At 64.4% G+C, this 15,109-nt stretch carries 13 protein-coding genes; 9 read left to right on the top strand and 4 right to left on the bottom strand.

Annotation, left to right across the window (positions count from 1 at the left end):
• Nucleotides 1–2 precede the first annotated feature (2 nt).
• Genes QM797_RS04945 through QM797_RS04920 form a run of 6 tightly spaced genes read left to right on the top strand, consistent with a single transcriptional unit; the run spans nt 3 to nt 5,516 of the window.
• Nucleotides 3–1,256, top strand: coding sequence for an APC family permease (locus QM797_RS04945; RefSeq protein ID WP_283274040.1), 1,254 nt, complete (start codon nt 3–5; stop codon nt 1,254–1,256).
• Nucleotides 1,257–1,287: 31 nt separating this feature from the next.
• Nucleotides 1,288–1,638 (top strand): ArsR/SmtB family transcription factor, encoded by a 351-nt coding sequence (locus QM797_RS04940; protein WP_283274039.1) that lies wholly within the window; start codon nt 1,288–1,290, stop codon nt 1,636–1,638.
• Nucleotides 1,635–2,723 (top strand): ACR3 family arsenite efflux transporter, encoded by a 1,089-nt coding sequence (gene arsB, locus QM797_RS04935; RefSeq protein ID WP_283274038.1) that lies wholly within the window; start codon nt 1,635–1,637, stop codon nt 2,721–2,723. The genes QM797_RS04940 and arsB overlap by 4 nt, the downstream gene beginning before the upstream one ends.
• A complete protein-coding gene (locus QM797_RS04930) occupies nt 2,723–3,142 on the top strand; it encodes an arsenate-mycothiol transferase ArsC (RefSeq protein ID WP_283274037.1) in 420 nt (139 codons plus the stop codon). The genes arsB and QM797_RS04930 overlap by 1 nt, the downstream gene beginning before the upstream one ends.
• Complete coding sequence (locus QM797_RS04925; protein WP_283274036.1) at nt 3,139–4,203, top strand: ArsO family NAD(P)H-dependent flavin-containing monooxygenase; 1,065 nt, start codon at nt 3,139–3,141, stop codon at nt 4,201–4,203. Before QM797_RS04930 ends, QM797_RS04925 begins: the two co-directional genes overlap by 4 nt.
• The gene (locus tag QM797_RS04920) at nt 4,200–5,516 is read left to right on the top strand and encodes an NAD(P)-binding domain-containing protein (RefSeq protein WP_283274035.1); all 1,317 of its coding nucleotides are present in this window, start codon (nt 4,200–4,202) and stop codon (nt 5,514–5,516) included. Before QM797_RS04925 ends, QM797_RS04920 begins: the two co-directional genes overlap by 4 nt.
• Nucleotides 5,517–5,519: 3 nt before the next feature.
• On the opposite strand, the gene QM797_RS04915 is transcribed toward QM797_RS04920, so the two are convergent.
• The 3 genes from QM797_RS04915 to QM797_RS04905 all read right to left on the bottom strand — a co-directional run bounded on the left by QM797_RS04915 (nt 5,520) and on the right by QM797_RS04905 (nt 9,921).
• Nucleotides 5,520–6,266: a sulfite exporter TauE/SafE family protein gene (locus tag QM797_RS04915; RefSeq protein WP_283274034.1), complete on the bottom strand. Its 747-nt coding sequence runs from the start codon at nt 6,264–6,266 to the stop codon at nt 5,520–5,522.
• Between the two features lie 72 nt (nt 6,267–6,338).
• Complete coding sequence (locus QM797_RS04910) at nt 6,339–8,000, bottom strand: NTF2-like N-terminal transpeptidase domain-containing protein (protein ID WP_283275282.1); 1,662 nt, start codon at nt 7,998–8,000, stop codon at nt 6,339–6,341.
• A 94-nt stretch (nt 8,001–8,094) separates the two neighbouring features.
• On the bottom strand, nt 8,095–9,921 hold the full coding sequence (locus tag QM797_RS04905; protein ID WP_283274032.1) for a penicillin-binding transpeptidase domain-containing protein: 1,827 nt from the start codon (nt 9,919–9,921) through the stop codon (nt 8,095–8,097).
• A gap of 89 nt (nt 9,922–10,010) precedes the next feature.
• On the opposite strand from QM797_RS04905, the gene abmR reads away from it, so the two are divergent.
• The 3 genes from abmR (at nt 10,011) to QM797_RS04890 (ending at nt 13,141) form a co-directional block, all read left to right on the top strand.
• Nucleotides 10,011–10,556 carry an ATP-binding transcription factor AbmR gene (abmR, locus tag QM797_RS04900; protein ID WP_283274031.1) on the top strand — a complete coding sequence of 182 codons (546 nt, stop codon included), beginning with the start codon at nt 10,011–10,013 and terminating at the stop codon, nt 10,554–10,556.
• A gap of 133 nt (nt 10,557–10,689) precedes the next feature.
• Nucleotides 10,690–12,291 (top strand): ABC-F family ATP-binding cassette domain-containing protein, encoded by a 1,602-nt coding sequence (locus QM797_RS04895; RefSeq protein WP_283274030.1) that lies wholly within the window; start codon nt 10,690–10,692, stop codon nt 12,289–12,291.
• A gap of 64 nt (nt 12,292–12,355) precedes the next feature.
• A complete protein-coding gene (locus QM797_RS04890) occupies nt 12,356–13,141 on the top strand; it encodes an alpha/beta fold hydrolase (RefSeq protein WP_283274029.1) in 786 nt (261 codons plus the stop codon).
• A 207-nt stretch (nt 13,142–13,348) separates the two neighbouring features.
• Here QM797_RS04890 and QM797_RS04885 read toward each other — a convergent pair whose 3' ends face one another.
• Nucleotides 13,349–15,064, bottom strand: a complete 1,716-nt coding sequence (locus QM797_RS04885; protein WP_502942264.1) for an AMP-binding protein — start codon at nt 15,062–15,064, stop codon at nt 13,349–13,351.
• Nucleotides 15,065–15,109 lie beyond the last annotated feature (45 nt).

The raw sequence follows: 15,109 nt of genomic DNA, 5'->3' as shown, positions 1-15,109 counted from the left end.
GCATGACCGACCCGGCGCCCTTGGCCCGTCGCCTCGGACTGTTCGACGCCATCGCCATCGGTGTCGGTTCGATGGTCGGGGCCGGGGTGTTCGCGTCCTTCGCCCCGGCGTCGGCCGTCGCGGGAGCGGGCCTGCTGATCGGTCTTGCCATCGCCGCGGTGGTGGCGTTCTGCAACGCCACCTCGTCGGCTCAGCTGGCCGCGCAGTACCCGACGTCGGGCGGCACGTACATCTACGGTCGTGAGCGACTGGGCGAGTGGCCCGGCTTCCTGGCCGGGTGGAGCTTCGTCATCGGCAAGACTGCGAGTTCGGCGGCGATGGCACTGGTGTTCGCGGCCTACGTCGCACCCGCGGGATACACCGAACTCGTTGCCGTGCTTGCTGTTGCGCTACTGACAACGGTGAACTACTTCGGCATCACTCGCACTGCGTCGCTGACCAAAGTTCTGGTCACCGCGGTACTCGCCGTGCTTCTCATCGGGGTCGTTCTCGGCCTCACCGGCTCGTCCGGTCCCGCCGTCGGCAAACTCGGCTCGTTCACCGAGAACGGGTGGTACGGCATTCTGCAGTCGGCGGGGCTGCTGTTCTTCGCCTTCGCGGGCTACGCGCGTATCGCCACCCTCGGCGAGGAGGTCATCCGACCCAAGCGCACCATTCCGCGCGCCATCGTCTCCGCCCTCGGTATCGCGCTGCTGGTCTACACCGTTATCGCGTTGACTCTGCTGTCGGTCCTCGGGCCCGAGCTCCTGGCCTCGTCGTCTGCCCCATTGGTCGATCTCGTGGTGGCATCGGGACATTCGTGGGCGTCTCCGCTCATGCGGATCGGCGCCGGCCTAGCCGCACTGGGAGCATTGCTCGCACTGATCGCCGGGATCGGACGCACCTCACTGGCGATGGCTCGCCACGACGATCTGCCGTCGTATCTGACCGCAGTCCATCCTCGTTACTCGGTCCCCCACCGGGCCGAGATCGTGCTGGCAGCGATCGTCTGCGTCCTGGTACTCGTGGTAGATCTGCGTGATGCCATCGGCTTCTCGTCGTTCGGGGTTCTTCTGTACTACCTGGTCGCCAACGTGAGCGCCTATACCCAGGACTCTCAGCACCGGCGGTACCCCAAGGTTCTGCAGATCGTCGGCAGTATCGGATGCGTCGTCCTGATTGCCACACTGCCTGCCACCTCCATCGTCGTCGGAACCGTCGTGGTCGTGCTCGGTGTCACCTACCGCCTTCTTCGGGTTCGGCAACTGTCCACTTGACGACTGATTCGATGAGCGTCAATATAGACGCATGTCGAATCAAGACCAGGAGTGCTGCTCGCCGCTGATCCGCGAACCCCTGAACGCGGATTGGGCCGGAGACCTCGCCCGCATGTTCAAAGCACTGGGTGATCCCGTGCGCCTACGCATGCTCAGTCTCGTCGCCAGTCACGCCGGCGGCGAAGCGTGCGTGTGCGACATCTCCCCTGCATTCGACCTCTCGCAACCGACCATCTCCCATCACCTCAAGGTGCTTCGCGAGGCCGGCCTACTCGACTGCGAACGACGCGGCACCTGGGTCTACTACTCGGTAATTCCCTCTGCGCTGCAACAACTGTCGACGGTACTGAACGCTGCAGAATCAACGGAGGTCATGGCATGAGTACCTCGACCGATACCGCCGTGGTCGGCAAACTCTCCACCCTCGACCGGTTCCTGCCCGTGTGGATCGGCGTGGCGATGGTCGTTGGACTGGTGCTCGGACGCATGATCCCCGGGATGAACGACGCGCTGTCGTCCATCTCGATCGACGGAGTCTCACTCCCGATCGCCATCGGCCTGCTGATCATGATGTATCCGGTGCTGGCCAAGGTGCGCTACGACCGCCTCGATACCGTGACCGGAGACAAGCGTCTGCTGATCGGATCGCTACTCCTCAACTGGGTCCTCGGTCCGGCCCTGATGTTCGCTCTCGCATGGCTTTTCCTGCCCGACCTCCCCGAATACCGAACCGGCCTGATCATCGTCGGCCTGGCTCGATGCATCGCGATGGTCATCATCTGGAACGATCTCGCCTGCGGAGATCGGGAAGCCGCCGCAGTGCTGGTGGCGATCAACTCGGTGTTCCAGGTCTTCATGTTCGCCGTCCTCGGGTGGTTCTATCTCTCGGTGCTGCCCGGCTGGCTCGGACTCGAGCAGACCACCATCGAGGCGTCGCCGTGGCAGATCGCCAAGTCGGTACTCATCTTTCTCGGAATACCGTTGATCGCCGGATTCGCTTCGCGCTTCTTCGGTGAACGCGCCAAGGGCCGCGAGTGGTACGAGGAGAAGTTCATCCCCAGGATCGCCCCCTGGGCGCTCTACGGGCTGCTGTTCACGATTGTCATTCTCTTTGCGCTGCAGGGTGATCGGATAACCTCACAGCCGTTGGACGTGGTGCGTATCGCGCTGCCACTGCTGGTGTACTTCGCGGTGATGTGGGGCGGCGGCTACGCCCTGGGTGCCGCGATGGGTCTGGGCTACGAGCGCACCACTACCCTCGCATTCACCGCAGCTGGCAACAACTTCGAGCTCGCGATCGCCGTGGCCATCGCGACCTACGGCGCGACATCCGGGCAAGCACTCGCCGGAGTCGTCGGACCACTCATCGAGGTGCCGGTACTGGTCGGCCTCGTCTACGTCTCGCTCGCACTGCGTAAACGATTCTCCCCCAATCCATCCGCGAACACAGCGACAAAGGAGTCCTGATGTCCGACACCCCCAGCGTGCTGTTCGTCTGCGTCAAGAACGGCGGTAAGTCACAGATGGCCGCCGGTTTGATGCGTAAGGTCGCCGGAGATTCGATCGAAGTGCACTCTGCCGGAACGAAACCCGGCGGCAGCGTCAACGCGCTGTCGGCCGAATCTCTTCTCGAAGTCGGCGTCGACCTGTCGGGCGAAGCACCCAAGCCGATCGACCCAGCTCTGCTCGCCCGCATGGACTACGTCGTCACCCTCGGTAGCGAGGCGCACGTGGAACCCGTGGACGGTCCGACGTTCGAGAACTGGAACACCGACGAGCCGTCCGAACGCGGCATCGACGGCATGGATCGGATGCGTCTGGTGCGTGACGACATCGCTGCTCGGGTCGAGGAACTGGCATCCAGATTGCGTGGCACCAACGCTTGACTCGAACGACTTCGGAGGTGGTGGTGATCGGCGGCGGTCAGGCAGGACTGGCCGCCGGTTACTACCTGCGGCGAGCCGGGCTCGACTTCGTAATCCTCGACAACCAGACGCATGCCGGAGGTTCCTGGCAGGACTACTGGCCGTCGCTGCACCTGTTCTCGCCGGCCGAGTACTCACGCCTACCCGGTTGGCCGATGCCGCCATGGCGCAACGGCTTTCCGCCGGCATCGCACGTGGTGGACTACCTGCGGGCGTACGAGAAGAAGTACGAGTTGCCGGTGCACCGGCCCGTCGACGTGAGGTCCGTGAATCGAGTCGAGGGCGGCTATCGAATCGACACCGATGGCGAGTCGTACGGTGCCGCGGCAGTCGTCAATGCAACGGGAACGTGGTCTCGACCCTTCTGGCCCAGCTATCCCGGAATGCGTGAATTCGACGGGACGCAGCTACATGCTGCCGACTACCGCACGCCGGACATGTTCGCAGGCAAGCGAGTCGGCATCGTCGGTGGCGGTAACTCCGCGGCGCAGATCCTCGCGGAGATCTCCACCGTTGCCGAGACCCTGTGGTTCACCAACCGCGAACTGAAATTTCTGCCCGACGACGTCGACGGCCGAGTGCTGTTCGATGTCGCCAGCGATCGGGCTCGCGCTCTTGCCGAGGGCGAAGCGGACTCCGGCGGGGTCGCCGGTCTGGGCGACATCGTCATGGTCCCGCCGGTGAAGGAGGCCAGGGATCGAGGAGTCCTGCATGCTCGGCCGATGTTCACGGCGATCACCTCCGACGGCGTCACCGACGGGCACACGACGGAGACGCTGGATGCGATCGTGTGGTGCACCGGCTTCCGGCCTGCGCTGCGGCACCTGCGGTCACTGCACCTACAGGCCGACGGGTCGGGAATCATTCTGGACGACAACCATGTTCGAGGCGAGCCGACCCTGATGTTCCTGGGGTACGGCGACTGGACCGGACCGGCGTCGGCCACGCTCATCGGCGTCGGCCGTACCGCACGCGCAGCAGTGAACATTCCCGCTCGACGAGGAAAGGTAGATCAATCATGAACGAATACCCCGTAGTAGTGGTCGGTGCAGGCCCCATCGGTCTTGCCGCCGCCGCACATCTCACCGAAACCGGCTCTGCCGTCGTTGTTCTCGAACGCGGACCGTCGGCCGGTTCGGCGGTGTCGGAGTGGACTCACGTTCGGTTGTTCTCCCCGTGGTCCGAGGTCGTCGACCCCGCGGCAGCACGCCTGCTCGAACCCACCGGTTGGGCTGCACCGAACGGTGACACCTACGCCACCGGACGCGAATGGGTCGAGAAGTATCTCGCGCCTCTCGCAGACGTCCTCGGCGACGCGGTTCGAGTGGACTGCGAGGTGGTCGGCGTTGCCCGCCGCGGACGCGACCGCGTCGTCGACGCCGGACGCGACACCGAACTCCTCTCGGTACACATCCGCCATCCCGACGACAGCGAGGAGCGCATCCTCGCCCGCGCGGTCGTCGATGCGTCCGGCACCTGGGGATCACCGAATCCACTGGGCAGCGAAGGACTTCCGGCCATCGGCGAGAAGTCGTCCGCCGACAGAATCGACTACCGGGTCCCCGATCTGACCGATCCGGCGATTCGCGCCCAGTTCGCGGGCAAGCACACCGTCATCGCAGGCAGCGGCCACTCCGCCCTGACCGCCATCATCACCTTCGCCGAACTCGCTGCAGAGGAACCAGGAACGACGCTCACCTGGGCCGTGCGCCGAAGCGTCACCGCAGACGTGTTCGGCGGCGGCGAAGCCGACGAACTCGCCGCCCGCGGCGCTCTGGGTCAACGCGCCAAGAAGGCCGTCGACGACGGGTTCCTCACCGTGGTTTCCGGCTTCCGTACCGAAACCGTTGCGGCGGAGGGTGATCAGCTGACCCTTGTCGGTGATGCCGGCGCTCGCATCGGATGCGTCGATCGCATCGTCGCGCTGACCGGGTTCCGCCCGGATCTGTCGTGGCTGTCCGAGGTTCGCCTCGATCTCGATCCCACCCTGCAGGCACCCAAGTTCGTCGCGGAGTTGGTCGACCCCAACATGCATTCGTGCGGATCGGTGTCCCCGCACGGAGTCGAAGAACTTACCCAACCCGAGCCAGGCTTCTACCTGGTGGGCATGAAGAGCTACGGCCGCGCACCGACATTTCTGGCGATGACCGGCTACGAGCAGGTTCGCAGCATCGCAGCCGAACTCGCAGGTGACCACGAGGGCGCACGGAAGGTCGAGCTGACATTGCCGGACACGGGAGTCTGTGGCGGCGCAGGCCTGTTCGACGAGCCCGACGCTCCGTCGACCGGTGGCTGCTGCGGCGTCCCCCGAGAAGCTGAGGCACAACTGACCTGACTGTCAGCCGAAGGCCTGATACCCCAGCCAACCGGCAAGTCCGAGACCTAGAATCCCGACGGCGATGCGCAGCACGATCGGCGAGATCACCTTGACCGTCGGTGGCCCGCAGGCACCGCCGACGAAACATCCGATCGCCAATGCAAGGGCGGCCAGCCAATGCACGTGGCCGGAGAACGAAAAGATGATCGCCGCAATCAGGTTCGCGATACCGAGGAAGAAGCTCTTCAGAACGCTTGCGCGCCAATACGTATCCGCCGTACAGATCAGCGCCAACGCGAGGAAAATGACACCGGCCCCTGCCCCGAAATAGCCACCGTAGATCGCTACCGCGAACAGAGCCAGCGGATAGAGCCTCGGAAACTCTTTCTCCCCGGACAGCTTTCGAATACTCGGCTGCAGCAGCAGCGCAATGGCCGCCATTGCCACCAGAAACGGCACGACCGTCTCGAACGATCCGTCCGGGGTGACCAGCAACAGAATCGCGCCGGTGGTACCGCCGAGCGCCGAGTACGCCGCGTAGCGAACAAGCTGCTTGCCGTCCTTGGCCAGCTCGGCCGAGGAACTCGCCGTCGCGCCGACGCCAGCAGCGACCAGCGCCACCGTGTTCGTCACGTTGGCCGACACGGCAGGCAAACCCACCGCCAGCAGCGCCGGATAGGAGACGAGCGAGGCGAGGCCGGTGACGAACCCGATGAGGCCGGCGAAGAACCCGGCCACCACCAGTAGTCCGAAATCGGGCACAGTCACCGTGCAAAGCTACCGTGACTAACTACCTGGCCGACTCCCTGGTCATTCCGCAGGCTCCACTCCTGCCCGAAATCACTCGACCGGGTTCGCCATTTCCTGCAACAACCGGCTCGTCATCCGCACTGCCTGATCCCCACCGTCGGCGTCCTCGATGTACACCGCGAAGGCAACGTCACCACTGGTGGCGAGGACGAAGCGGTCGTCGCCGCTTTCCCCGGCGAAGCCCTGGACGCCGTCGAACGTATCGAGACCACTGCTGCTCGACGAGTCGGCGAGTATGCCGCGCAACCGGTTTGTCGCGTCCGTTCCGATCGGCTCGGCTTCGCGATCGGCGACCGCGGTCTGTCCGGCGACGATCATCGGGGTCGGCGCGCTGCCCCGGGAGATCGCGGCTGCCATCTGCGCCAGTCCGAACGGCGTCACGGTCGCCTCGTCCCCGGAGGCAGTGGACACGGTCCGGATGCCGTCGATTGCACTACGACTTCCGGCGGGAGTTCCGGTGTAGGCGTCGAGCCCGGGCATGGAGTAGTGAATTCCCAGGCCGAGCTGCGCGGCTGCGTCCTCGCCGCTGTCGTCACCACGATCGGACTGCACAGCCTCGAGCAGATCAGACGCGGTGCCGGCCGGGTAGGAACCACCGAAGGCCACGTCTCCTTGCTCGTTGGCGTAACTGTTCTGTGCCGCACCGATGATCGCACCGGTCGAGGTGGACAACGCCACGATCGACGCGGACGTTCCCGCCATCACCACAGCGTTCTCTGCCGCGAGTTGCACGCGTGGATCGAGCGTCGCGTGCAGATCCGGCCCACCCGGCCCCTGGAATCCGACGCGTCGCTCGCCGGTTCCGTCGACGGTGTAGGTGTCGACGGCCCAGCCTGCGGTGGCGTCGCGCCCGGCTTGCCATGCGGTGCGCAGAGAGTCGAGCACCGGTGAGGTGATTCGCCGTTCGTCGACGATGAGCTTCGGCTGCGGGGAGACCACCACACCCGGCACGGCGCGCAGATCGTCCTCGAGAACGGCGAAGTCGTCGTCGCGCAGAGTCACCGCGGTGATCGGTGCACCGCCGGCCGAATTCAGTTCTGCCAGCATAGATTCGGAGGTGATGAGCGGCGCGACGACATCGATGATGTCGGCAAGTTGCGTAGTGGACGCGACCGGATCACTCGTCTGCGCCGGGTCGAGGGAGATGGCGTTGATGGTCCGCTCACTCATCAGCACGTTGTTCGCGGCGTCGAAGATCAACGGGGGCGCGGCGTCGGTGCGGGTGTAACGGACCGAGCCACCGGAGGTGAGGTCGGGTACGAGGGTGGCCGGATCCCACGCGATGCGCCAGCCAACGCTGAGTTTCTTGGTCGAGCCCTGTGCGCTGTACTTCCAGTCCTTGCCCTCGCCGAAGTTCCACGCCGACGCCAGAGTGAAGAAGCCGCTCTCGTCGGAGAGGTCCATGTACTGGGTCAGGTCGAAATCGCCCGAGGACGTGCCGTCGGCCGACAAGCCGTCGAACATCTGGTTCAGAGCTGCTGTCGCGGCGTTCGGGTAGGTCGTCAGCGCGGCAGCCGCCGCGACATCGCGGTTGTCCAGCGCATCGACGAACGTCGAGACCAACAGTTCGGCTTCGCTCGGTGGCCGATCGACCATCCAGAACACGGCCGAGACCGTCAATGTCGCCGAGGCTGCCACAGCGACGAGGTAGCGACCGCGAACCTTGCGCGGGCCACGACGGACACGACTCATAGAACTCATGAGTCACAATATTCACTGTAGTCACACGAGTAACAAGCACAGTATTCATACGAGCCGGTCACGATTGAGATACGTCGCGGTCGGTTTACCTCAGAAAACGACCCGCAGCTTCGATGGCCGGCGTCGAGCTGCCCGCATTGTTCACGAAGACTGCGAACGCGAGATCGCCGGAAATTCCGACGAACCAACCGTGAGCGCCTTCGTTGTTGGCACCGAATTCGGCGGTGCCGGTCTTGCCGAGCAACCCGGGGATGTCGTTCAGCGCCGTGGCTGTGCCGCCGGTGATGGTCTCGCGCATCATCGTCTTCAGCTGCTCGGTGACCTGCGGGTTCACCGCTGCCGGCTGCATGTTGCCCACGCCGGGCTTCCCTGCGACGATCGTCGGCGGAAGCAAGCCGTTGTTGGCAATGGACGAGGCCACCAGCGCCATACCGAACGGTGACGCGGTCACCTGACCCTGGCCGATGGCGGATTCGACGCGCTGCGCCGGGGTATCGGCCGCCGGCACCGAGCCGGTGACGGTCGTCAGGCCCGGGGTGACGTAGTCGACGCCGAGTCCGAACTGAGCAGCCGCGTCGGTGAGACCGTTCGGCGGGAGAGCAACGCCGAGCCGGCCCATCGTCGTGTTGCACGATTTTGCGAACGCGGTGTGCAGCGGCACGTCGCCGAGTACGAAGTTGTCGTCGTTCGGGATCTGCCTGCCTTCGATGTTCTCGGTCGCCGGGCACGGCAACACCGTGTCGGGGGTGACGGCTCCGGACTGCAGGGCAGCCGAGGTAGTGACCGTCTTGAATGTCGACCCCGGCGGGTACAGGCCGGTCAAGGCGATCGGGCCCTCGGCGTCCGCGGCGGCGTTCTGAGCAACGGCCAGAACATTTCCCGTCGACGGCCGAAGCGCGACGATCGCTGCCTGCTGCGGCAACGACGCCAGGGCATTCTCGGCTTTGAGTTGCAGCGCCGAGTCGACGGTGGCCGCGATGTCCTCGCCGGTGCTTGCATCGCGTCCGGCGAGCTGGGTGACGGTGCCATCGGCTGCGACCGATTGGATCGCCCAGCCGCGATTGGCCGCCTGCTCCTGCTCCCACAGCGTCGTCAAATCACTGAGTACCGGCGAGACGAGATTGCGATCGGTGGCCAACAGCCGCGTCTGCGGTGCCAGTGTGACTCCGGGGATCGTAGCGAGCTGGGCACCGATGGGGTCGATGTCCGCCTGACGGAGCGAGACTATGGTCGCTGAATTACCTTGCGCAGCAGCAACAGTCGACGCAACGGACTCGGCGGTGATGCCGGGAACGACGGGTCCGACGAGATTCGCAACGGCCACCGGATCAGCCGTGGCATCGACGTTGACGAGGGTGACCACCTGCTGCGACATGAGTTCGACGCTGTTGCCGTCGAAGATACGAGGTGCCACCAGAGCATCCGTCGGAGTGAACCGTACCGAAGAATCGGCCGTCAGCCCGGGCACCAACATCGCCGGATCCCAGGTGATCTTCCACCCCTGCTGGGTCTCGGCTGCAGTGGCCGACGTGGTGTAGTTCCACTCCTTCGGCTCGCCGTCCGGTTCGGCGGTGCCGTCGCCGGTCGTAGAAAAACGCCAGCCGGCGTTCAAGGTGAACGTGCCGGCATCCTCGTTCGCGTCGACAGCCTCGAAATCAGGAGTGGCCGTGACCGTTCCGCCGCCCGAGAGCCCGTCGTACAACTCGGTGAGCGCTGCGCTCGCTCCGGCCGGATCGGTGGTCAGCGCGGCCGCCTGGTCGATGTTGGAGCTGTTGACCGCCTCCGCGAACTGCTCGGCGACGGTCTGCGGCTGATCGGGCCCACTCTGACCGCAGGCAGCGAGAACCAGCACCAGGGTCAGGATGACGGCCGAAGTAGTCGACTTTCTCGATGTGCGCACGACGTCGATCATGCCTCAGGCCACCGACGAACCGATGGTGGCGCGATTCCCAAAATGAGAGTAATTATGTAATCAGTATTACTTCACACCGAGGAGACCTCATGAAACCCAACGGACGCTCGTTCGGACGCCCCGGCGGCTGGCAGCACGCAGACATCCCGAATGCCACCGATGTAGTCGAGTGGTTCGGCGGCAGACTCCCCGGAAGCTGGTTCGACGGGGACGCCTCGATCGAGGTCGATCGTGAGGAGATCGTCGTCATCGGCACCCTGCCAACCGAACAGGACAGTTCACCCGCGGCCGTCGAGGGCCGCATCGCTCGGTTCCGGGAAACGACCCGCGGCGACCGCATGCAGATCGCCGCCGAAGCCGAGAAGCGATACGGCCGCAAGGTCGCGTGGGGAGTTCGGACCGAATCGGAGGTCATCCTGTTCACCCATCTCGCCGTTCCGGTCATGACGCGCCTGCGTCAGCCCGAGCGTCGCGTCCTAGACACCCTCGTCGACGCCGGCGTCGCTCGCTCCCGCGCGGACGCCCTTGCCTGGGCCGTGAAGCTGGTCGGCGAACACACTCAGGAGTGGCTGGACGAGCTCCGCGGGGCCATGGAGACGGTCGACGAGCTACGCAAGAAGGGCCCGTCGATCTAATTCGATTGCGTGCCCTTCGGGTTCGGGGTTACGGTGGCGTTCGCCCTGTTGCCCACAGATTCGGAGAGGCCATTGCTCTTCCAAAGGTTCTAGACGCTTGCAGCTCGTCCGCATGCTTACCTTTGGAGCGCCCATGCCTCATTCATCCTCGTTGCTCGTTTCGAACCTGACGTTCACCTGGCCCGACGGAGACCCCGTGTTCGACGCTTTGTCGGTCACATTTCCCAGCGGCACAACAGGTCTCATCGGATCCAATGGTGCCGGCAAGTCGACACTGCTGAAGTTGCTCGCCGGTGAATCGACTCCCCAGCACGGTTCGATCTCGCTACCCGGCGTACTCGGCTATCTGCGTCAGGACATCGCACTCGATCCCGATGTCCCAGTGGACTCGGTACTGGCCATCGACTCGATCCGAAACGCATTGCACCGCATCGAATCCGGGATATCGACCGAGGACGATTTCACCGTCGTCGGATCCGCGTGGGACATCGAGGAGCGCGCACTGGCGCTGCTCGACAAGCTCGGACTCGGCACCATCGTCGGCTCGATCGATGACCTCGATCGGCGAGTCGGTACCCTTTCGGGCGGCGAAGCCATGTTGTTGGCTCTCACCGCGCAGTTGTTGGTCGAACCTGACGTTCTGCTGCTGGACGAGCCGACGAACAACCTCGATCAGGTTGCGAAAGAACGGCTGTACTCAGCAGTCCAGGGGTATGCGGGAGTGCTGCTCGTCTGCACCCACGACCTGGAACTGCTCGAGCGGGTCGACTCCATCGCCGAGGTGCGCGCCGAACGCAGCGGCATCTCGCGACTACGCATGTTCGGCGGCAACTATCAGCACTATCGGTCGGTCGTCGACGCAGAGCAGGACGCGGCCCGTGCCAGCATTCGCGACGCCAAAAACGACGTCCGTAAGCAGGAACGCGAATTGATCGACACACGAATCAAACTCGACCGACGGCTGCGCTACGGCAAGAAGATGGAAGAGCAGAAGCGCGAACCCAAAATCATCATGGGTGCGCGAAAACGAGCCGCACAGGAATCGGCCGGAAAGCTACGCGGCACCCACACCGATCGCGTCGACGATGCCCGGTCGTCCCTGTCCGCAGCCGAGGACCTGCTGCGCGACGACAGAGAGATCCGCGTCGACCTGCCGGCGACGAAAGTCCATCCTGGGCAAGTAGTTCTGGCGCACGAGGACGTGCACATCGTGGGCCCTGAGCGCCTCGCATTGATCGGGCCGAACGGGAGCGGCAAAACCACCCTGTTGCGCAGTCTGCATGCTGCCGGAGCAGAGGTGCCGTGGAAGTATCTACCGCAGCGACTCGACGTCTTCGACGAATCCCGCACCGTGGCCGAGAACGTCGCCGACGTGGCACCGCACGCCACGGCCGAACAGATCCGGGGACAACTCGCCCGATTCCTGTTCCGCGGATCCGACGCCGATGCCGTCGTCGCCACCCTCTCCGGCGGAGAACGACTGCGGGCTGCACTGGCGCGAATCCTACTGGCAGACCCTGCTCCGAAACTACTGATGCTCGACGAGCCCACCAACAACCTCGACATCGCCAGCCGCCAACACCTCATCGAAGCCTTGGAGACATTCGAGGGTGCACTGATCGTCGCAAGCCACGATCGACCGTTCCTCGATGCCATAGCCCCGATTCGCATCATCGACCTCACCCCAACCGCCGAGTCCGCCGAAGAAACGCCCACCCGTAGGGACTCAATGTGACATTTGGTGGCCTTTTCGGGGGTCAATGTCACGTTGAGTGGACCCGGCGGGCAACAATCGCGGGGTGGAGTACACCTCGAATGCCGACGATGGGACACGGATCGCATACACGGTGGTGGGGTCCGGGCCGCCGTTGTTGATGGTGCACGGCAGTTTTCTGACGCACACGATTTGGCGGACGTTCGGATATGTCAAAGCTCTTCGCGCGACTCGCACGCTGATTCTGATCGACAGTCGCGGGCATGGACGCAGCGAGAAGCCGCATACTCCCGACGCCTACGCGATGGGCAACATCGTCGGCGATCTGACGGCGGTACTCGATGCGGTAGGCGCGCCGACAGTCGACTACCTCGGGTATTCGTTCGGGGCACGGGCCGGGTTGGCTTTGACGGCGGCCGCGCCCGAGCGAGTGCGATCACTGGCCGTCGGCGGCGGTAGTCACGGCGCGCAGGCCGGCTCGTTCGACCGCCTCTTCTTCCCCGGGTGCGCCGATGTGTTGGAGCAGCGCGGCATGGACGGATTTCTCCAGGCGTGGAACAGCCACCGTATGTTCCCGATCGATGCAGGAACGCGAGCGGTGTTCTCTGCCAACGATGCTCTGGCCATGGCCGCATACATTCGAGCGTGCGACGCAGATCCCGGTCTATCCGACGCGGCGCTCCAGCGATTCACTCAGCCGTCGCTGTTCTACGTCGGGAGCGAGGACGGCACCAGACTCGACGACACGCAGGCTGCCGCAGCGCTCGTGCCCAACTCCGAATTGCACCTCATTCGCGGATTCGATCATGCGACAACGATGGCCGCCTCCGAAGAGGTGCTCGGCGTCCTCGAACGGTTCTGGGACAACTGACCTGAGTGTCCACTATTCGCCTCCAGCAGCGGGATTCCGCCTCCCACCGCAAATAGTGGACACTCACATCACCTACGACAACCGAACCCACCCCGGCCCAGCCCTCGAGACGCGAGCACCACACCGCACCCACAACTGACCTGAGTGTCCACTATTCGCCTCGAGAAACGGGATCCCGCTTCCCACAGCGAATAGTGGGCGCTCACGTCACCTCTTCAGCGCGGGGAACTGGTCGTCTCGCCATTCGCCCACCAGCGGTCCGACGGCAGCGTCCTCGCGGGCGCGCAACTCCACTCGGCGGATTTTCCCCGAGATGGTTTTGGGCAGCTCGAAGAACTCGATACGCCGAACACGCAGGAACGGGGCCAGGTGCTCCCGGGCGTACTTCAAGATCTCGAATGCCGTGTCCTCATTCGGTTCCCAGCCCGACGCCAACGACACATATGCCTTGGGGACGGCCAGTCGCGTCTCGTCGGGGGCAGGCACCACTGCGGCCTCGGCCACTGCGGGATGTTCGATGAGAACGCTTTCGAGCTCGAACGGGGAGATCTTGTAGTCGGAGGCCTTGAAGACGTCATCGGTGCGGCCGACGTAAGTGATGTACCCGTCGGAGTCCCGCGATGCGACGTCGCCGGTGTGGTAGTAACCGTCGGCCATGACAGCGGCGTTGCGTTCGGGGTCACCGAGGTAGCCGGTCATCAGGTTGAACGGCTTCTGGGCCAGGTCGAGGCAGATCTCGCCCTCGTCGGCGAGTTCGCCGGTGGTGGGGTCGACGATCACCACTGGCACTCCGGGCAGTGGCCGGCCCATGGAACCGGACTTGAGCACGGCACCGGGCGTATTGGCCACCAGCGCAGTGGTTTCCGTCTGCCCGAATCCGTCGCGAATGTTCAGGCCCCACTCCCGCTGCACAGTGGAGATCACCTCGGGATTGAGTGGCTCGCCGGCACCGATTGCCTCACGGAGTGAACCCCCGCCGCCGGTGAGGTCAGCTTGAATGAGCATGCGCCACACTGTCGGTGGCGCACAGAAGGTCGTCACTTCGGCGCGACGGATCTGCTCGAGCAATGCCGACGCGTCGAACTTGCCGTAGTTGTAGATGAAGATGGTCGCCTCGGCGATCCACGGCGCGAAGAAGCAGCTCCACGCATGCTTGGCCCAGCCGGGCGAGCTGATGTTCAGATGCACATCGCCCGGCCGCAACCCGAGGAAGTACATGGTGCTCAGATGGCCTACGGGATAGGAGATCTGAGTGTGCTCTACGAGCTTGGGCTTGCTGGTGGTGCCGGAGGTGAAGTACATCAGCAGGCGGTCGTCGGGCGCAGTGACGGACTCGAACGGCCGGGCCTTCACTGATCGAGCATCGGCGTAATCGAGCCAGCCTTCGTGTGCGGAGGTCGCGATGCGCAGGTAGTCACCGGGAACGTCGTCGAATTTGCCGGTGTCCGAGGGGTTCACGATCACCGCGCGGGCATTGCCGCGCACCACCCGATCGGTCAGATCGCTGGAGCCGATGGCCGTGGTGGTCGGCATCAGAACCGCACCCAGCTTCATCACCGCGAGCATCGACTCCCAGAGTTCGACCTGGTTGCCCAGCATCAGGATCACCGAGTCACCGCGGCCGATTCCCTGTAATTCGAGCCACCGAGCCACCTGATCGGAGCGACGCGCAATGTCGTCGAAGCTGAATTTGGACTCGCTGCCGTCCTCCTCGACGATCCACAGGGCGGTGCCGTCGTTGCCGCGGGCAATCGCGTCGAACCAATCGACAGCCCAGTTGAACGTCTCACCGAACGATGGCCACTCGAAAGTCGATACAGCTCGGTCGTACTCGCCGTACGCGTCGAGCAGTAGATCGCGCGCGTTCCTGAATGCCGTGTATGCCGACTCGGCCATGTTTCCTCCTGCGCCTGTGATGCCCATCACCGCCACGGTAGGGCAGATGAACAATCCCTCGCTACCCCTGAA

It is taken from the genome of Rhodococcus sp. IEGM 1381 (assembly GCF_030056795.1).
Taxonomy (GTDB): domain Bacteria; phylum Actinomycetota; class Actinomycetes; order Mycobacteriales; family Mycobacteriaceae; genus Rhodococcoides.
The sequence above is the reverse complement of the archived record's forward strand: the minus strand, read 5'-3'. Positions and strand labels throughout refer to the sequence as shown.

Bases quoted from the DNA above. Each gene is read 5' to 3' on its own strand.
- QM797_RS04930 (WP_283274037.1), top strand. From the start codon at position 2,723: ATGTCCGACACCCCCAGCGTGCTGTTCGTCTGCGTCAAGAACGGCGGT.
- arsB (WP_283274038.1), top strand. From the start codon at position 1,635: ATGAGTACCTCGACCGATACCGCCGTGGTCGGCAAACTCTCCACCCTC.
- QM797_RS04905 (WP_283274032.1), bottom strand. From the start codon at position 9,921: ATGATCGACGTCGTGCGCACATCGAGAAAGTCGACTACTTCGGCCGTC.
- QM797_RS04940 (WP_283274039.1), top strand. From the start codon at position 1,288: ATGTCGAATCAAGACCAGGAGTGCTGCTCGCCGCTGATCCGCGAACCC.
- QM797_RS04945 (WP_283274040.1), top strand. From the start codon at position 3: ATGACCGACCCGGCGCCCTTGGCCCGTCGCCTCGGACTGTTCGACGCC.
- QM797_RS04885 (WP_502942264.1), bottom strand. From the start codon at position 15,064: ATGGGCATCACAGGCGCAGGAGGAAACATGGCCGAGTCGGCATACACG.
- abmR (WP_283274031.1), top strand. From the start codon at position 10,011: ATGAAACCCAACGGACGCTCGTTCGGACGCCCCGGCGGCTGGCAGCAC.
- QM797_RS04895 (WP_283274030.1), top strand. From the start codon at position 10,690: ATGCCTCATTCATCCTCGTTGCTCGTTTCGAACCTGACGTTCACCTGG.
- QM797_RS04920 (WP_283274035.1), top strand. From the start codon at position 4,200: ATGAACGAATACCCCGTAGTAGTGGTCGGTGCAGGCCCCATCGGTCTT.
- QM797_RS04910 (WP_283275282.1), bottom strand. From the start codon at position 8,000: ATGAGTCGTGTCCGTCGTGGCCCGCGCAAGGTTCGCGGTCGCTACCTC.